Annotated in this window: 17 protein-coding genes; 5 read left to right on the top strand and 12 right to left on the bottom strand. The window is 71.2% G+C overall.

Features of this window, described 5'->3' with window-relative positions:
* Positions 1–43: 43 nt before the first annotated feature.
* From ACWD02_RS16530 to ACWD02_RS16510, 5 genes are all read right to left on the bottom strand, one after another.
* The gene (locus ACWD02_RS16530) at positions 44–907 is read right to left on the bottom strand and encodes a carbohydrate ABC transporter permease (protein ID WP_451210397.1); all 864 of its coding nucleotides are present in this window, start codon (positions 905–907) and stop codon (positions 44–46) included.
* Entirely contained in the window at positions 904–1,875 is a 972-nt protein-coding gene (locus ACWD02_RS16525; protein ID WP_451210394.1) for a carbohydrate ABC transporter permease, read from the bottom strand. The genes ACWD02_RS16530 and ACWD02_RS16525 overlap by 4 nt, the downstream gene beginning before the upstream one ends.
* Positions 1,876–1,957: 82 nt before the next feature.
* Complete coding sequence (locus tag ACWD02_RS16520; protein ID WP_451210391.1) at positions 1,958–3,289, bottom strand: ABC transporter substrate-binding protein; 1,332 nt, start codon at positions 3,287–3,289, stop codon at positions 1,958–1,960.
* Between the two features lie 91 nt (positions 3,290–3,380).
* Complete coding sequence (locus tag ACWD02_RS16515) at positions 3,381–4,475, bottom strand: substrate-binding domain-containing protein (RefSeq protein WP_451210388.1); 1,095 nt, start codon at positions 4,473–4,475, stop codon at positions 3,381–3,383.
* A gap of 101 nt (positions 4,476–4,576) precedes the next feature.
* Positions 4,577–6,076 (bottom strand): membrane-associated oxidoreductase, encoded by a 1,500-nt coding sequence (locus tag ACWD02_RS16510; RefSeq protein ID WP_451210386.1) that lies wholly within the window; start codon positions 6,074–6,076, stop codon positions 4,577–4,579.
* 120 nt (positions 6,077–6,196) lie between these two features.
* On the opposite strand from ACWD02_RS16510, the gene rpmF reads away from it, so the two are divergent.
* Complete coding sequence (gene rpmF, locus ACWD02_RS16505; RefSeq protein ID WP_451210383.1) at positions 6,197–6,367, top strand: 50S ribosomal protein L32; 171 nt, start codon at positions 6,197–6,199, stop codon at positions 6,365–6,367.
* A gap of 111 nt (positions 6,368–6,478) precedes the next feature.
* Here rpmF and ACWD02_RS16500 read toward each other — a convergent pair whose 3' ends face one another.
* The gene (locus ACWD02_RS16500) at positions 6,479–6,865 is read right to left on the bottom strand and encodes an STAS domain-containing protein (RefSeq protein WP_451210380.1); all 387 of its coding nucleotides are present in this window, start codon (positions 6,863–6,865) and stop codon (positions 6,479–6,481) included.
* A 255-nt stretch (positions 6,866–7,120) separates the two neighbouring features.
* Positions 7,121–7,606: a hypothetical protein gene (locus tag ACWD02_RS16495; RefSeq protein WP_451210377.1), complete on the bottom strand. Its 486-nt coding sequence runs from the start codon at positions 7,604–7,606 to the stop codon at positions 7,121–7,123.
* Positions 7,607–7,710: 104 nt separating this feature from the next.
* On the opposite strand from ACWD02_RS16495, the gene ACWD02_RS16490 reads away from it, so the two are divergent.
* The 3 genes from ACWD02_RS16490 to ACWD02_RS16480 all read left to right on the top strand — a co-directional run bounded on the left by ACWD02_RS16490 (position 7,711) and on the right by ACWD02_RS16480 (position 10,494).
* The gene (locus ACWD02_RS16490; RefSeq protein ID WP_451210374.1) at positions 7,711–8,904 is read left to right on the top strand and encodes a lactonase family protein; all 1,194 of its coding nucleotides are present in this window, start codon (positions 7,711–7,713) and stop codon (positions 8,902–8,904) included.
* Between the two features lie 100 nt (positions 8,905–9,004).
* Complete coding sequence (locus ACWD02_RS16485; protein WP_451210372.1) at positions 9,005–9,679, top strand: TetR/AcrR family transcriptional regulator; 675 nt, start codon at positions 9,005–9,007, stop codon at positions 9,677–9,679.
* Between the two features lie 17 nt (positions 9,680–9,696).
* Positions 9,697–10,494: an SDR family NAD(P)-dependent oxidoreductase gene (locus ACWD02_RS16480; protein WP_451210370.1), complete on the top strand. Its 798-nt coding sequence runs from the start codon at positions 9,697–9,699 to the stop codon at positions 10,492–10,494.
* An 18-nt stretch (positions 10,495–10,512) separates the two neighbouring features.
* Here the strand turns inward: ACWD02_RS16480 and ACWD02_RS16475 are convergent, their stop codons facing one another.
* Both ACWD02_RS16475 and ACWD02_RS16470 read right to left on the bottom strand, forming a co-directional pair.
* Entirely contained in the window at positions 10,513–11,124 is a 612-nt protein-coding gene (locus ACWD02_RS16475) for an isochorismatase family protein (RefSeq protein ID WP_451210367.1), read from the bottom strand.
* Complete coding sequence (locus tag ACWD02_RS16470; protein WP_451210364.1) at positions 11,117–12,316, bottom strand: amidohydrolase family protein; 1,200 nt, start codon at positions 12,314–12,316, stop codon at positions 11,117–11,119. Before ACWD02_RS16470 ends, ACWD02_RS16475 begins: the two co-directional genes overlap by 8 nt.
* Before the next feature lie 200 nt (positions 12,317–12,516).
* Between ACWD02_RS16470 and ACWD02_RS16465 the strand changes: the two genes are divergently transcribed.
* Entirely contained in the window at positions 12,517–12,807 is a 291-nt protein-coding gene (locus ACWD02_RS16465; RefSeq protein WP_451210361.1) for a YkvA family protein, read from the top strand.
* Here ACWD02_RS16465 and ACWD02_RS16460 read toward each other — a convergent pair.
* From ACWD02_RS16460 to ACWD02_RS16450, 3 genes are all read right to left on the bottom strand, one after another.
* A complete protein-coding gene (locus tag ACWD02_RS16460) occupies positions 12,778–13,497 on the bottom strand; it encodes a DUF2470 domain-containing protein (protein ID WP_451210358.1) in 720 nt (239 codons plus the stop codon). The genes ACWD02_RS16465 and ACWD02_RS16460 overlap by 30 nt on opposite strands.
* A 118-nt stretch (positions 13,498–13,615) precedes the next feature.
* Positions 13,616–14,245 carry an MBL fold metallo-hydrolase gene (locus ACWD02_RS16455; protein WP_451210355.1) on the bottom strand — a complete coding sequence of 210 codons (630 nt, stop codon included), beginning with the start codon at positions 14,243–14,245 and terminating at the stop codon, positions 13,616–13,618.
* On the bottom strand, positions 14,245–15,330 hold the full coding sequence (locus ACWD02_RS16450; RefSeq protein ID WP_451210352.1) for an S-(hydroxymethyl)mycothiol dehydrogenase: 1,086 nt from the start codon (positions 15,328–15,330) through the stop codon (positions 14,245–14,247). The genes ACWD02_RS16455 and ACWD02_RS16450 overlap by 1 nt, the downstream gene beginning before the upstream one ends.
* Positions 15,331–15,406: the final 76 nt, after the last annotated feature.

Genomic DNA, 15,406 nt, shown 5'->3' with positions numbered 1-15,406 from the left:
GCGCACGTGGATCACATGGCTCACTCGACCACGTCCACGTGTCTCACTTGACCGAGCCCGCGGTCAGACCCGACTTCCAGAAGCGTTGCAGCAGAACGAAGGCGAGGATCAGCGGCAGCACCGCGAGGAGCGAACCAATGATCACCACGGGGTAGTACTCGGGCGAGACGGTGGCCGAACTGTTCCAGGTGTAGAGGCCGAGGCTGACCGGGTAAAGCCTCTCGTCCGAGAGCATCACCATCGGCAGGAAGAAGTTGTTCCAGATGGCGGTGAGCTGGAAGAGGAACACCGTGACCAGACCGGGGCCCAGCATCCGCAGGGAGACCCGCACATACGTGGTGAGCTCCCCCGCGCCGTCCACCCGGGCCGCTTCGAGCACCTCGTCGGGCACGTATCCCTGGCTGAAGATCCGCCCCAGATAGACGCCGAACGGGTTGAACAGGACCGGGATGAACACCGCCCAGAAGGTGTCGACCACACCCGTGGCCGAGGCCATCAGGTAGAGCGGCAGCGCGAGCACCGTCTGCGGCACCATGACCGCGGCGAGCACGAGGCCGAAGAGCTTCTCCTTGTGCGCGAAGCGGTACTTGTCGAAGGCGTAGCCGCAGGCCACGCTCACCAGCGCGCTGATCGCGGCGCCCAGGACGGCGTAGAGGAGGCTGTTGGTGTACCAGCGGCCGTAGAGCCCGCCGTCCATCGCGAAGAGGTCACGCAGGTTCTGCACGAAGGAGAAGTCGGTGAGCGAGAAGAAGTTGCTGCTGAACAGCGCGTCCCGGTTCTTGGACGCGGCGAGCACCAGCCACAGGACGGGCAGCAGCGTGTAGAGCACCGCGATGCCGACCACGGTGTTCACGACGGTGCGGCCCAGGAGGCGGGGGCGGTGCGCGCTGAGGGTGTCGGCGCTCATCGTGCGGCCTCCTTCTGGGAGCGGTTGGTCCAGCGGGTGACGCCGTAGGAAAGGGCGACCGTGCACAGGAGGAGGATCACCGAAGCAGCGGCTGCCAGGCCGTAGTTGTTGCGGGTGAAGGCCGCGTCGTAGATGTACATGCTGGGCGAGAAGCGCGAGTTGATCATCGGCGACGACTGGCTGAGCAGCATCGGTTCGGTGAACAGCTGCATCGCCCAGATCAGGGTGAACATCGCGACCATGACGATCGAGGAGCGCACCAGGGGCGCCTTGACCTGCAGTGCGGTGCGTACCGGTCCCGCTCCGTCGACCACGGCCGCCTCGATGACTTCGCGGGGCACGGCCTGCAGTGCGGCGTAGAAGATGACCATGTTGTAGCCGAGGTTGCTCCACAGGGCGATGTTCACGATCGACGGGAGCACGGTGTTCACGCCGAGGAAGTCGATGTGGATGTCGCCCTTGGAGAGCACGTCGACGACCGGGCTGAGACCGGGCGTGTAGAGGTAGAGCCAGATGAGGGCCGCGATGATGCCCGGTACCGCGTGCGGCAGGAAGAGCCCCAACTGGGCCCAGGCCCGCAGCCGTACGACGCCCGAGTCGAGCAGCAGGGCCAGGCCGAGGGCGCCGGCCACCATCAGCGGGATGTAGAGCAGGCAGTAGAGGGCGACCAGGCCGAGGCTGCCGAGGAAGGTCGGGTCGGTGAGGACGGCCGTGTAGCTGCGCAGGCCCACGAAGACCGTGCGTTCCGGGCCGAAGCCGAGTCCCGGCTGGTCGTCGCTGAAAAAGCTCAGCCAGACCGCGGTGCCCACGGGTATCAGGAAGACGGCCACCAGCAGGATAAGGAAGGGGGTCATCAGGACGCCGCACGCCAGGTGTTCACGGCGTCGCGCTCGTCTGCGGGCGCTGCGGGCGGGGGCCGGGGCATCGGGGGTGCGCGTGGCGCGGGCCGGGGGCGCGGTCGTGGTCATCGGGGGTCACCTGCCTCTCTGCTGGTGCTCTGGTGCTCGAAGGGGTACGTGGGCCGCTCGCGCGCCGGGGCGTTCGGGCCGGTCATGTGCTGTGCTCGGTGGTGGCGAGGCCGAGGGCCCTGAGGTCCGGCATGGTGCCGTCGTGCGCCGCGCGCACGGCGTCGAGCAGGGAGCCCTTGCCGCCGCCCGCACGGGCGAAACCGTCCTGCATCACCTTCTGGGTCGCGGTCATCCGCGGCCCCCAGACCCAGCCGTCGCGGATCGTCTCGGCCTGCTCCTCGAAGAGGCGGTAGATGTCCTGGCCCGAGTAGTAGGAGCGGTCGAAGGCCTTGCGGCCCACGGAGACCAGGTCGGGGACGGCCGGGTACTGGCTGCTGGTGCCGCTGGAGAGCCGGGCGCGCAGGGCGTCGGGGTGCGAGACCTGCCATTCGATGAACTCCATGGCGGCCTCGGGGTGCCGGGAGTCCTTGGTGACGGCGAACGTGGAGCCGCCGTGGGTGCCGACGACCGGGTTCTCGGGGTCCCACTGCGGAAGCGGGGCTATGGCCCATCGGCCCTTCTGGCCCGGTCTCGCGTTCATCTGCGCGCCCGCGTCCCAGGCACCGCTGAGCCGGGCAAGGACCAGGCCTTCCGCGAGCTGTGAGTCGTAGTGCCTGCTCTCGGAGGCGTTGACGAAGAGCAGTTCCTCGTCGATGAGGCGTTGCCAGTACGCCGCGACCTCGCGGGTGGGGCGGTCCGTGAGGGAGACGTTCCAGGCGCCCTCACGGGTGTCGAACCACTGGGCGCCCGCCTGCCACGCCCAGGCGGCGAACTGGGTCCCACCGTCGGTGGGGAAGAGCGCGATGCGCCGGTCGCGTGACGTGTCCCGCACGGCGCGCGCGGTTTCGGTGAACTCCTCCCAGGTGCGCGGCACTTGCAGCCCGTGCCGGTCGAACAGGTCGGAACGGTAGTGCAGCACCATCGGTTCCACGTCGAGCGGCACGGAGTAGATCCGCTTCTCGAAGGTGGTGAGGCCGAGGGCCTGCGGCAGCAGCTTGGCGCGCAGCCGGTCGCTGACGAGCGAGGTGATGTCCCGGGCGACGCCGTCGATGGCGAAGCCGGGGACCTGGGGGTATTCGAGGGTCGCGACGTCCGGGGCGTTGCCGGCCCGGGCGGCGTTGCTGAGCTTGGCGTATCCGCCCATGGCGCCGGACGGGATCTGCTGGAACTCGACCTGGATGCGGTCATGGGTCTTGTTGAACGCGTCGACCACTTCCTGGCTTCCGCGCAGTGCGGACCAGAACGTGACGCGTGTGGTGCCGCCCTTGCTGCTCGATGTACGGCCAGTGCTGCCCGAACAGGCGCTGAGCGCACCTGCCATGGGAACTGCGGCCGTCACGGCGAGCAGGGACCGGCGGCTCGGTCGACCAGGCATGGGTGCCTCCCCCGGCTCTTGTTCGGGACACGGGAATCCTGATCGCGTGAACGGTGCCGGTCAATAGACCGATCAAAAGAAACTGAAGCGGTCAAACGATCCCGATGCCGGTGGCGGATCCGCGGACCTTGAGCTCCGGCAGCAGCTCCACGCGTTGCGCCGGCCCGGCGCCGGGACCCGCCAACTCATCGAGCCTGCGCAGCAAAAGCCCGGCCGCCGTACGCCCCACCTCGTGCTTCGGCGGTGACACGGCGGTCAGCGGAGTGCTGCCCAGCGCGGCCACCACGTCGTCGTACGCCACCACCGAGCAGTCCTGCGGCACCCGCACCCCGCGGTCCATGAGCTGCTGCACGAGCATCAGCGCGTCGACGTCACCGTGCAGCACGGCAGCCGTCGCCCCGCGCTCGCGCAGCCGCGCCGCGAGGTCCAGCGGCTCGCGCGCCCGGCCGGGTCCCGCGCCCTCGGCGCTCAGCATGACGCTCCAGTCCTCGACCTCGCTCCTTGCGGCGGCGATCTCGGCGAAGGCCGCACGCAGGGCACGGGCCGTCGGACTGTCGTCGCGCGCGGCCAGGACGATACGCCGGTGGCCGAGCCCCACGAGATGGTCGACGGCGAGGTGGATGCCGTACCAGTGGTCGGTGCAGACCGAGTCCATGGCGTGCAGCGCACTGCCCGCGCGCGGGCGCCTCTCCATCAGGACCGTGGGCACGCCCGAAGCCGCAAGCCAGGCGTAGTCCGCCTCCTCCTCGGCCTCGGTGCGCCAGCGCGGGGCGATGAGCAGACCCCGTACATCTTCGCCCAACACCCGCTCGACCAGCGGCCGTTCGGCGCCCTCCACCTGCGGGGCGATGTGCAGGGCGACCCGGATGCCGGCCTCGCTCAGGACACCTCGGGCACCGTGCATCGTCTCGTACAGGTAGGTGTGCCGCTCCGGCACCATCAGCGCCACGGCGCCGCCGCTCGCCACGGGTTCGGCGGGCGCCACGCCGCGCTCCACGGGGCCGATGGACCGCGCCACCCCGTGCCCGCGCCGCAGCCTGCCCTCCTGGGCCAGGTCCTCGACGTCCCGGCGCACGGTGATCACCGAGACCTCCAGGTCGTCGGCGAGATCACTCAGCCGCGCCTCACCACGCGACTCCACGACCGCGAGTATCCGCTGCCGCCTGACATCCCTCGGCTCCCGCATGCTGCCGGCCCCCTCGCGACGTACCCGTCAGGTGTTCGTTTGAGCGTTTCGCTGGAGGATATCGATCGTCGCCCCTCCTGTGTCCAGGTCGGCGATGTTCGTCACTGGCGGCTGAGCGAGCGGGTGATGCCTGCCGCGACCGTGGTGACCAGGACCCAGCCCGTCGCGACAAGGAGATACGAGAGCCACTGGTACCAGCCCTCCGGCGCGTACGCCTGCTCCTGGCCGAAGCCGATGATCGGGATGAGCAGGTCGAGGGTGTAGAAGACGGCATTGAAGTCGGGGGCCTCGTCCGACTTCAGGGCGGGCGGATGGTGCAGCGCGAAGGCGAGCGCGCCGGTGAGCAGCAGGACGAGCAGCCATCCGGCCGCGCGCATCGGCCGGAACCCATAGCCCACCGTCAGGTCCTGGAGGTGCCCCCAGACCCTGGCGTACGGGGGCAGGGTCCGCCGGTGGCGGCGGAGCTTGGCCAGCTGCACGGTGCGGGCGGCGGCCTCGTCACCCGCCGTGCGGTACGCGGCCGCCAACTGCTCGTAGCCCTGCGGGAGATAGCCGCCCGCCTCGCGCTCCAGGAGCGGAAGCCGCTGCTCGGCGGGCAGGTGCGGGGTGAGCCTCTGGTACGCGAGGCCGTCGAGCTTCACCTGGCCCGGCCACACCTCGGGAGGGACGTGCAGCAGGTCGAACTGGGAGCGGCGCAGGTTCACGGCGCCCTGGATCGGGGCGGCTTCCCGCAGCCACAGTTCGCCGACGACGCAGCTGCTGGCGCGCAGGGCCGATCCGCCGGGGTGGGAGAGGCGGGCGTAGGCGAGGTTGATGTGCCGCGGAATCCTGGCGCCGCTCAGGTTGAGCGTGCCGTGGGCCCGCAGCCGTACGGCACGCAGATCGGTGCCGACCGACAAGGTCTCGGCGTGCAGGGCGACTTCACCGGGGGCGCTCAGCTCGGCGTCGTCGAGGTTGACCTGGCCTCCCACGGTGGCGCCGTTCAGCCGGATCTGACCGTGGGCCACCAGGCCCACGGCCCATACGTCGGTGCCGATGTCCGCGTGGTTCAGCTGCAGCACCGCTTCGCCCGCCACCGCCGGGCCCGCTGCGGGCGGCTCGTCGGGGGCGTGCGGGGTGCCGAGTTCCGCGCCGTTGGCGAAGAACGCCCCGGCTATCTGCGCGCCCGCGAGCCGTACCGGGCCCGTGATCCGGCAGCAGGTGATCCGCAGGACCAGCTCCACCCGCAGGGTTGCCGCCCTCAGCCCCGGCAGGACGGAATCGCTCAAAACCAGGGCGCGGACCTGGGCCCCGTACAGGTTCGGCGTGCCCTCGAAGTGGCAGGACCGCAGGCGTACGGGGTGCTCGACCATTCCGTACCTGAGGTCGAGCCGCCCGGTGATGCGCGCGCCCGCCAGCTTCATGCCGGCTGTCTCGCCGCCCCGGGTCGGACCGTCGAGCAGCAGCGCGCGCAACACCTCGGCGCGTACGGTCCGTTCGGGCCCCCAGGAGGCACCGGCCAGGGGGTCGTCGTCGGGGCTTTCGCGGAAGTCGACGCCCTCGCCGAGCGGGAACGCCTGCCAGACGCGGCGCTCCGCCGGGGTCAAGTCGGTGATCTCCATCGCCGGGATGCTGACGCGGCCGCGTCCGGCCTGTCAACCACGACAGACTCGGCTTAATTCGAAATGGGACCCATTTTCATATAGCCTCGGTGCCGCACCGCCGAGAGAGGACCCGAAACCATGGCCGTACCCAAGCGGAAGATGTCCCGCAGCAACACCCGTCACCGCCGCGCCCAGTGGAAGGCCACCACCCCACAGCTCGTGCCGGTCACCATCGACGGCTCCGCCTACCTGGTGCCCCAGCGGCTGGCCAAGGCGTACGAGCGCGGTCTGCTTCGCCCCGAGGGCTGACCGCCGCGCGATGGCCGTCCCCTCGCCCGCGTGCCGGGCGAGGGGGCGGCCATCGCGTCCCGGCAGGGGGTCAGAGCGGTTGCGGAGAAGCCCCGCGAGACGCGCCTGCAACTAGGCGGGCCTGTCCAGATTTCCCTCTTCGTCGTCCGGCGCGTCCAGGGCGGCGGGCATGCTGTCCAGGACGGTGAAGCTGCGGTCGAGGCGGGTGATGCGCAGCACCCGCCAGACGCGCGAGCTGCTGCGAACCACGCGCAGAGTGCGCCGCTTCGCGACGGCTCGGCCCTTGATGCGCACCAGCAGCCGCAGGCCGCCGGCGTCCAGAAACGTGACCTGCCGCAGGTCCACCACCACGTCAGCGCCCGGCCGGTCCAGTAACTCCGCTATGCGCGGCGAGAGTTCCTGATCCGCCCAGGCGTCCAGTTCGCCGCGGAACGTCAGAACGATCGATTCGTCGACCACACGGTGGTGCAGTCCAAATCCCGGGTCGGGCGTGCCCATGGTCCACCCCCCAATTTCCTACACCCCGCATACGAAGAGTAACGACAACGCGAGCGGCGCGACCCTGAGGTCGGCGCCCGACGCCGCCGGGGTCTGGGGCGGCACCGCGAATGGCACCTACATCTTGCCCGCTCAGAGCCAGTTCATACCTCCTAGGGGCATCCCCGGCCACGCCGCGGCGCATATTCGCGGCCGATTCACCGTAGTTACTCTCCGTGTTTCACGCGCTGTGCGCGACACCGATCGCGCGGCGCGTCAGCGAGGCGTGGAGCTCGCCGCCACGACCATGCCGACGGGCAGGGCCCGGTACACGCCGTCGAGGGCGCCGACTATCGGCCGCGTGTAGAAGGTGTTGACGCGGAGGGCGGCAGCGGCGGTACCGGTGGTGTGGGCGAGCGCCCCGGCGACGTCACCATCGGCGCTGAACCAGTGGGAGCCACCAGGGGTTTCGTCCGTCAGCGCGAGGCCGTCGCAGCGGGTGCGGCGCAGCAGGACGACGGTGAGCCGGAGGACGTTGCCGGCGGTGTCGAGAAAACTGGCCGGCAGCAGCCCGTACCGGGCGAGGCGGATGGCGGCGACTCCGTCGACGATCACGCTGATCGAGCGGCGGACGCGAAGGCCGACGGCCTGCGGAACGAGCCCCGCGCTGTCGGCCCTCGGGGCATTGCCGGGGTTCATGCCGAGGATCAGACCGAGCAGAAAGAACGGCGTGAACCCGTCGGGCAGCACTGCCTCAAGCACAGGCCCGCACGGAACACAACCCAAGTTGCCCCTCTTGATCGTGGGGGATTGCGGGCATCACTCTGTCTGCCACACGCGTCACCACCGACACATTGGGAGCGGACATGGCGGCAGTAGTGAACACCGACTCCGGCGGTCGGCCCGAGGCGGACGGCTGGGGACGGCGCGGGTTCATCGGAGCTGTCGCCGCCACCGCTGCCGCCGCTGTCGTCGCCTCGCCCGCGTCCGCCTCCGCGTCCTCCCTCTCCCCCGTACGACCGCCGCGCCGCGACCGCCAGTTGTTCCTCGGCACCTACACCAGTCAGGCCGACGGCGGCGACGGCCTGGGCCTCGCGAAGTACGACGAGACGACGGGTGAGATCACGGCCACCGGCACGCTGACGGGCGTACCCGACCCCTCCTACCTCTGCCTCCACCCCTCGGGCAAAACCCTCTACGCCGTCAATGAGCGGGAGCAGGGTGGCGTGACCGCCGTCGCGCTCTCCTCCGCGGGTCCCGAGGTCCTGGGAGCGCGTGACACGGGTGGCGCCGGGCCCTGCCATCTGTCCGTGCACCCGAGCGGTCGCTGGCTGCTCAGCGCGAACTACGGCTCCGGGAGCGTGGCCGTCCACCCGGTCCAACCATCGGGCGCCCTGGGTGAGTTGAGCGACGTGGTCACCCACTCCAGCCCGCCTCCCGGGCCCGGACAGGAAGGGCCGCACGCCCACCAGGTCGTGACGAGTCCGGACGGCGGGCATGTCCTCGCCGTCGACCTGGGCAACGACACCGTCCACAGCTACCGCCTCGACACGACGAAGGGGAAGCTCACCCGGGTTTCGTACGCCGTGCTGCGACCGGGCGCGGGCCCGCGCCATCTCACCTTCCACCCCTCCGGGCGCTTCGCCTACCTGGCGAACGAGGTCGACAACACCGTGGTGGTCTGCGCGTACGACCCCGCGAGCGGGCGGCTGACGCCCGGTGGTCCGCAGTCCACCGGCACGGGCGAAGGCACCAGCTATCCGGCGCAATTGCTCGTCACACGCGAGGGCACCTTCGCCTTCCTCGCCAATCGCGGGCACAACAGCCTCACGCGCTACGCGATCGAAGCGGGCGGCGCCCGGCTGCGGCTGCTCGACACGGTTCCCGTCGGCGGGGACTTCCCCCGGCACATCGCCTTCTCGCCGTCCGGGCGCCTGCTGTTCGCGGCCAACCAGAAGTCGGGCTCCGTGAGCGTCTTCCAGGTGGGAAAGAGCGGCCGGCTGCGGCTGACCGGCACTCCGTTCGCCGCCCCGCTCGCCGTGTGCGCACTGCCGCTCTAGAACGCCTGCGCCCGGCCGGGAGCCGCGCCTCGCACGCATCCCGTGGAGTCCCGTCGGGACAGGTGTCCCATTGGGACATCACAGGTGTACAGTCGAAGACATGAACAAGGCGACGGAGTCCGGCTCAGGAGCCCCGGCCACGGACCGGGGCGGCGAGGACCGCAGGCAGCGCAAGGCCCGGCAGACCCGGGAGGCGCTCGCCGACGCGGCCATCGACCTGATCCTGGAGCACGGCCTCGCGGCCGTCACCGTGGAGGCCGTCGCCGAGCGCGCAGACGTCACGCGCCGCACCTTCAGCCGCCACTTCGGCGGCAAGGAGGCGGCGGCGCTCGACTTCACCCGCGCCGACGGCGACCGCATCAACGCGGCCCTGCGCACCCGCCCCGCCGCCGAGCCCCCGCTGGCCGCCTATCGCGCGGCCGTGCAGGACTGGCTCGCCGACCCGGCCTCCCCCGGCCCGCACCGCCGGGCCCGGAGGCGGGCGCTGCTCGCGCTCGTCGACACGGAGCCCGCGCTGTTCGCCGCGTACGAACGCGTCCGGGTCGACGCCCAGGACGAGTCCGTCCGGATCATCGCCGACCGGCTCGGCACCGACCCCGCCCGGGACCAGCGCCCGGCCGTCGTCGTCGGTGCCGCCGCCGGAGTGCTGACCGCCGCCCTGCGCAGCTGGGCGCGCGGCGGGCACGACAACGACGCAGACCTAGCCGCACATGTGGAGCAGGCCTACGCCGTCCTGACCGGGGAGGCAGCACTCGCCGCCCCGCACATCGGATGAGGAAAGCGAAGAGCACCATGAGCACCACCCCCGCCACTCCAGCGACCACCCCCATCACCGACTACGCCACCGAGTTCGCCGGCAGGACCGCCCTGGTCACGGGCGCCGCTTCCGGCATCGGCCTGGCCACCGCCCGCCGCCTCGGCGCGGGCGGCGCGACCGTCGTCATCGCCGACCACGACGCCGAAGGCGCCGAGAAGGCCGCCGCCCAGCTCCTCGCGGAGGGCGTCAAGGCCGCCGCGGTGGCCGTGGACGTCACCGAGCCCGCTTCGGTCGAGGCCGCCGTGCGGTTCACCGTGGACACGTTCGGCGGGCTCGACCTCGCGGTCAACAACGCGGGCATCGGCGGGGAGAGCAAGCCGACCGGCGCGTACGACATCGACGTCTACAACCGCGTCGTACGCACCAACCTGGACGGCGTCTTCTACTCGATGCGCTACGAACTCCCGGTCCTGGAGGCCGCGGGCGCGGGCGCCATCGTGAACGTCGCCTCGATCCTCGGCTCCGTCGGCTTCGCGGGCTCCCCCGCCTACGTCGCCGCCAAGCACGGCGTCGTCGGCCTCACCAAGACCGCCGCCGCCGAGTACGCCGCGAAGGGCATCCGCGTGAACGCGGTCGGCCCCGGCTTCATCGAGACGCCGCTCCTGCGGAACATGGACAAGGAGGCGTACGACGCCCTCGTCTCCCTGCACCCGGCGGGCCGCCTCGGTCACTCCGAGGAGGTCGCCGAGCTGATCGTGTTCCTGCTCTCGGAGCGGGCCTCGTTCATCCACGGCAGCTACCACCTGGTGGACGGCGCGTACACCGCCCGCTGATCCCCGCTGCCACCTCGCCTACGGCTTGGTGAAACCGACGTCCTGGGCCCTCGCGACGATCTCGACCTCGTCGCCGAGGGCCCATTCGGCGACCCGGGACACCATCGCCGCCGGGACCAGGTCGCTGATGCCCTCGGCGGCCGGGATGTCGTACGTCGCGTGCGCGTCGTGCGGCAGGACGACACGGAAGTCCAGCTCCAGGGCCGTACGCGCGGTCGCCATCACGCACATCTCGGACTGCACCCCGCAGATGGCGAGGTCGTGCACGCCCGCGTCGGCGAGCAGGCCGGCGAGTCCGGTCTCCTCGAAGCCGTCGTCGACGGTCTTGCGCAGGATCTTCTCGCCCCGGTCGGTGTCCGCCGGGAGGTGTATCCGCCAGCCGGGGGTGCCGGGTTCGTCGACGCTTCCGGGCTCTCCGTCGTTCTGGAGCTGGACGACGAGGGCGCCCGCGGCGCGGGCCCGCGTGATCAGGTCGGTCGTCCGGTCGAGGACGCGGGCCGCCGCGGGCACGGCGCCGTCGCCGGTGACGAAGGCGGTCTGCAGGTCGACGACGATCAGTGCCTGAACGTCCTTCGTGGGGGCTGGCCGCGTGGGACTCTGCTGCGTGGGATGTGCCGGTTGCTCACTCATGGTCCACCATCTTGCCGTTGGCCATGATCAGCCGTACGTCGCCCAGTGCCTCCACGTCCTCGAGCGGATCGCCGTGCACCGCGATCAGGTCGGCGCGGTACCCCGCGGCCAGGCGTCCGACGTGGTCGGCGATGCCCAGGGCGTCGGCGGCCTCGGTGGTCGCCATGTCGATGACGCGGTGGGGCTCGATCCCCACGTGCTGGTAGAAGCCGAGGCTCTGGGCCAGGCCGTCACAGCCCGCGCGCTGGACTCCGGCGTCCGTCCCCGCGATGAGCCGCGCGCCGTGCTCCGCCATCGTGCGGACCTGGTCGAACATCGCCTTGGCCCGCTCGGCGCCGAAGAACATGGGCAGCATCCGCCAGTTCGGGCTGATCGTGGGGCAGATCCTGATGCCCTTGGCGACGATGGCGTCCAGGACGTCCTCGCGCAGACCGAGGCCCTTGCGCGTCATCCACGTGCAGTGCTCGATGGTGTCGACGCCCGCCATCACGGCGGCCACGATCCCCGCCGTGCCGTGCCCATGGGCGGCGACCGGCAGTCCCGCCCGGTGCGCCTCACGGACGATCACGCGCAGCTCGGGGGCGTCGAACTGCGCCTGCCAGGTGGCGGGGCCGCCTTGGGTGAGGCCGCCGCCGGTGGCCATGACCTTGATGACGTCCGCGCCGAGCTCGGCGTTGCGCCGGACCAGGGCCCGCATCTCGCTCTCGCCCTCGACCTCGCCGCCGAGGAACCAGCAGTGGCCGCCTCGGGTGGTGAGCGGCGTCGTTGCGGCGACGATGCGCGGGCCGGGCACCCGTGACGCGGCGATCTCCTCGCGCAGGCGCAGGGTGAGGCGGCCGCGGTCACCCAGATCGCGCACGGTGGTGACGCCGCTGCGCAGGAACCGCAGCGCCCGCTCCTCCATGGCCGCCATGAGGGTGGTGTCGCTGTGCGCGTCCAGGACCGCCACGGGGTCCTTGCTCGCGTCGAAGACCAGGTGGACGTGGGCGTCGATGAGGCCGGGCAGCACGGTGGCGTCGGGCAGTGCGTAGCGCCGCGGCACATCGCGGGCCAGGGGCTCGACCTCGGCCCGGGTGCCCGCGGCGACGATGTCGGTGCCCTCCGTCAGTACGGCGCCGTCTGTGACGTATTGGCCACGCGGCCCTGTCAGAACCCGCCCTGCCGTGAGCAGCGTCTGGCGCATCTGGCTCATCTCTGCCTTTCCGGGAAGGAGTTCGAGGAGCTGGCGGTGATGCTGTGAAGCCAGTCTCCATGGTCCTTCACGGGAGGGCGGAGAGTCCGTCACGCGAAAGCGGGACGCGATGTTCGCGCGGCGCCCTGCGGGTACCCATAGCCTGGGCCGAGTGCCCGCACAGGACGTCGCGGGAGTGTCAGGACGGAGGTCAGGGTCTGATGAGCACGGAAGTCACGGTCCTCCTTGTCGGCGGCGCGATTCTGGTGGCCGCGACACTCGCGGTCGCGATCGCGCTGCTCGTACGTCTGGTCCGCGCGCGGCGCACACTGCGCGCGGCGGGGCTGCCGGTCGAGCGCCAGTGGGTGTTCTGGGGGGCGGTCGCCTATCTCGTCCTGCCGGCCGATCTGCTGCCGGACCCGGTGTTTCTGGACGACATCGGTGTGCTCGTGCTCGCGCTGCGGTCCATGAGATCGGCGAATTCAGGCGTCGGGGAGCGTGGGGCGCAGTAGGGGGCGGCGCAGGTGCCGGGCTTTGGTGAGCAGGATGTGCATGCGTTCGGTCACCTGGGAGAGGTCTTCGACGGGCTCGTCGAAGTCGAGCCGGACGTCCGCCTGGCTGCGGGCCTTCTCCAGGCGCAGCGTCAGGGCGTAGCGGTCGATGGCGAGCGGGCGCACGCGCACGACGCCGTGCAGGCTGTCCGCGCACACGAGCCTGGTCAACTGCTCGACGGCGTCCTCGTGCGCGTCGGCGAGGTGGGTGAGCAGCCGCGCCTCCGCCTCGGCCAGCGGGTCGGGGGCCGCCAGGGCGAGTTCGTCGAGGTCGATGCCGACGCGGCCGCCGGCCGAGTCGTGCAGCACCGCGCAGGTCGGCGCGAAGATGAACCCCTCCCCGTCTGGCACCAATGACCCCGAGAGCCACAGCCGGGCTCGGATCCGGTCCCTGACCGGTACGGGGGCGACGTCGGCGAACTCGACGAGCGTGGACGGTTCGCCGCGCGGCGCGCAGATCATCGCGGTGGCCAGCGCGCTGTCCGGGGGTGGCGACAGCAGGAGGATGCCCTCCTGCGTGACGCTGTGCGCGCCGACGAGTTCATCCCTGCCGATCTCCGTGGTCACCGCGCAGGACCAGGCGGTGGTGAGCAGTGATCGAGCGCGTGCCGCTGCAGTGGGCACGGTCGTGCTGGCGTGACGGACACCCATCCTTCAACCTCCATTAGGTAAGCCTTGCCTAACTTATCGGAGATCGCGGGGCAGGGCCAGTACGCGAAAGGCCCCGCGCGGCGAACCGCGCGGGGCCGAACAGATGCGTGTGGTGCGGTCAGTGACCGCGGGCGATCCACTCCGCCAGGTGCGGCGCCTCGGCGCCGACGGTCGTGCTGTCGCCGTGCCCGGTCCGCACCACCGTCTCCGGGGGCAGGGTGAGGAGGCGGTCCCTGATCGAGTCGACGATCGTCGGGAAATCGCTGAACGACCGGCCCGTGGCTCCGGGGCCGCCCGCGAAGAGCGTGTCGCCGGTGAAGACCGTGCCCAGCGCGGGCGCGTGGAGACTGACGGCGCCCAGGCAGTGGCCCGGGGTGTGCAGGACCTTCAACTGCACGCCTGCCACGGTGAGTTCCTGCCCGTCGGACAGCTCGCCGTCGGGGGCGCGGTCGGGGTGGGTCTGCTTCCACAGCTCCGCGTCGGCGGGGTGCAGCAGGATCGGCGCGCCGGTGCGGGCGGCGAGCGCCGGGGCCGCGTCGATGTGGTCGTCGTGGGCGTGCGTGCACAGGATCGCGACGACCCGGCGCTCGCCGACCGCCGCGGCGATGGCGTCCGCGTCGTGGGCCGCGTCGATGACGACGACCTCGCTGTCGTCCCCCACGATCCATACGTTGTTGTCGACGTCCCAGGTGCCCCCGTCGAGGGAGAACGTGCCCGAGGTGACCAGGTGATCGATGCGCGCGGCCATCAGAGGACCACCACCGAACGCAGGACGTCCCCGTGATGCATGCGCTCGAACGCCTTCTCCACGTCGGCCAGGGCGATCGTCTCCGTGACGAACGCGTCCAGGTCGAGGCGCCCCTGCCGGTAGAGGTCGATGAGCATCGGGAAGTCGCGTGAGGGCAGGCAGTCGCCGTACCAGCTCGACTTGAGCGCGCCGCCGCGCCCGAAGACATCGAGCAGCGGCAGGTCGATGCGCATGTCCGGGGTCGGCACGCCGACCAGGACGACCGTGCCCGCCAAGTCGCGTGCGTAGAAGGCCTGTTCGTACGTCTCCGGGCGGCCGACCGCCTCGATGACCACGTCGGCTCCATTGCCGTCGGTCAGCTCGCGGACCGCCTCGATCGGGTCCGCCGAACGGGAGTTGACGGTGTGCGTGGCGCCGAGGCTCTTCGCGGTCTGCAGCTTCTTGTCGTCGATGTCCACGGCGATGATCTTCGCGGCTCCGGCGAGCCGCGCGCCCACGACCGCCGCGTTGCCGACGCCGCCGCAGCCGATGACGGCGACCGAGTCGCCGCGGCCCACGTTGCCGGTGTTGATGGCGGCGCCGATACCGGCCATGACCCCGCAGCCGAGGAGGCCCGCCGCGGCGGGCGAGGCGGCCGGGTCGACCTTGGTGCACTGCCCCGCGGCGACGAGGGTCTTCTCCGCGAAGGCCCCGATGCCGAGCGCGGGCGAGAGCTCGGTGCCGTCCAGGAGGGTCATCTTCTGCTTGGCGTTGTGCGTGTCGAAGCAGTACTGGGGGCGGCCCCGCAGGCATGCGCGGCACTGGCCGCACACCGCACGCCAGTTGAGGATCACGAAGTCGCCGGGCGCGACCTCCGTGACGCCGTCGCCGACCGACTCCACGACGCCCGCCGCCTCATGGCCGAGAAGGAAGGGGAACTCGTCGTTGATGCCGCCCTCGCGGTAGTGCAGGTCGGTGTGACAGACCCCGCAGGCCTGCACCTGCACCACGGCTTCCCCGGGCCCCGGGTCCGGCACGACGATCGTCTCGATCCGTACCGGCTCGCCCTTCGCGCGCGCGATCACGCCCTGTACCTGCTGCGCCATGAGGTCAGCCCTTCTTTCTTCCGGTCTTTCTTCCGGCTCACTTGCTCGTCCGGCAGCACATGTTCTTCCCGCATCC

The organism is Streptomyces sp. NPDC002853, from assembly GCF_053591915.1.
Note: the sequence above shows the minus strand (reverse complement) of the source record. Positions and strands in the feature narration are given on the sequence as shown.

Bases quoted from the DNA above. Each gene is read 5' to 3' on its own strand.
- ACWD02_RS16465 (WP_451210361.1), top strand. From the start codon at position 12,517: ATGAGCACGGAAGTCACGGTCCTCCTTGTCGGCGGCGCGATTCTGGTG.
- ACWD02_RS16510 (WP_451210386.1), bottom strand. From the start codon at position 6,076: ATGGAGATCACCGACTTGACCCCGGCGGAGCGCCGCGTCTGGCAGGCG.
- ACWD02_RS16490 (WP_451210374.1), top strand. From the start codon at position 7,711: ATGGCGGCAGTAGTGAACACCGACTCCGGCGGTCGGCCCGAGGCGGAC.
- ACWD02_RS16530 (WP_451210397.1), bottom strand. From the start codon at position 907: ATGAGCGCCGACACCCTCAGCGCGCACCGCCCCCGCCTCCTGGGCCGC.
- ACWD02_RS16470 (WP_451210364.1), bottom strand. From the start codon at position 12,316: ATGAGCCAGATGCGCCAGACGCTGCTCACGGCAGGGCGGGTTCTGACA.
- ACWD02_RS16460 (WP_451210358.1), bottom strand. From the start codon at position 13,497: ATGGGTGTCCGTCACGCCAGCACGACCGTGCCCACTGCAGCGGCACGC.
- ACWD02_RS16480 (WP_451210370.1), top strand. From the start codon at position 9,697: ATGAGCACCACCCCCGCCACTCCAGCGACCACCCCCATCACCGACTAC.
- ACWD02_RS16525 (WP_451210394.1), bottom strand. From the start codon at position 1,875: ATGACCACGACCGCGCCCCCGGCCCGCGCCACGCGCACCCCCGATGCC.
- ACWD02_RS16455 (WP_451210355.1), bottom strand. From the start codon at position 14,245: ATGGCCGCGCGCATCGATCACCTGGTCACCTCGGGCACGTTCTCCCTC.
- ACWD02_RS16515 (WP_451210388.1), bottom strand. From the start codon at position 4,475: ATGCGGGAGCCGAGGGATGTCAGGCGGCAGCGGATACTCGCGGTCGTG.
- ACWD02_RS16500 (WP_451210380.1), bottom strand. From the start codon at position 6,865: ATGGGCACGCCCGACCCGGGATTTGGACTGCACCACCGTGTGGTCGAC.
- ACWD02_RS16520 (WP_451210391.1), bottom strand. From the start codon at position 3,289: ATGCCTGGTCGACCGAGCCGCCGGTCCCTGCTCGCCGTGACGGCCGCA.
- ACWD02_RS16485 (WP_451210372.1), top strand. From the start codon at position 9,005: ATGAACAAGGCGACGGAGTCCGGCTCAGGAGCCCCGGCCACGGACCGG.
- ACWD02_RS16475 (WP_451210367.1), bottom strand. From the start codon at position 11,124: ATGAGTGAGCAACCGGCACATCCCACGCAGCAGAGTCCCACGCGGCCA.
- ACWD02_RS16450 (WP_451210352.1), bottom strand. From the start codon at position 15,330: ATGGCGCAGCAGGTACAGGGCGTGATCGCGCGCGCGAAGGGCGAGCCG.
- rpmF (WP_451210383.1), top strand. From the start codon at position 6,197: ATGGCCGTACCCAAGCGGAAGATGTCCCGCAGCAACACCCGTCACCGC.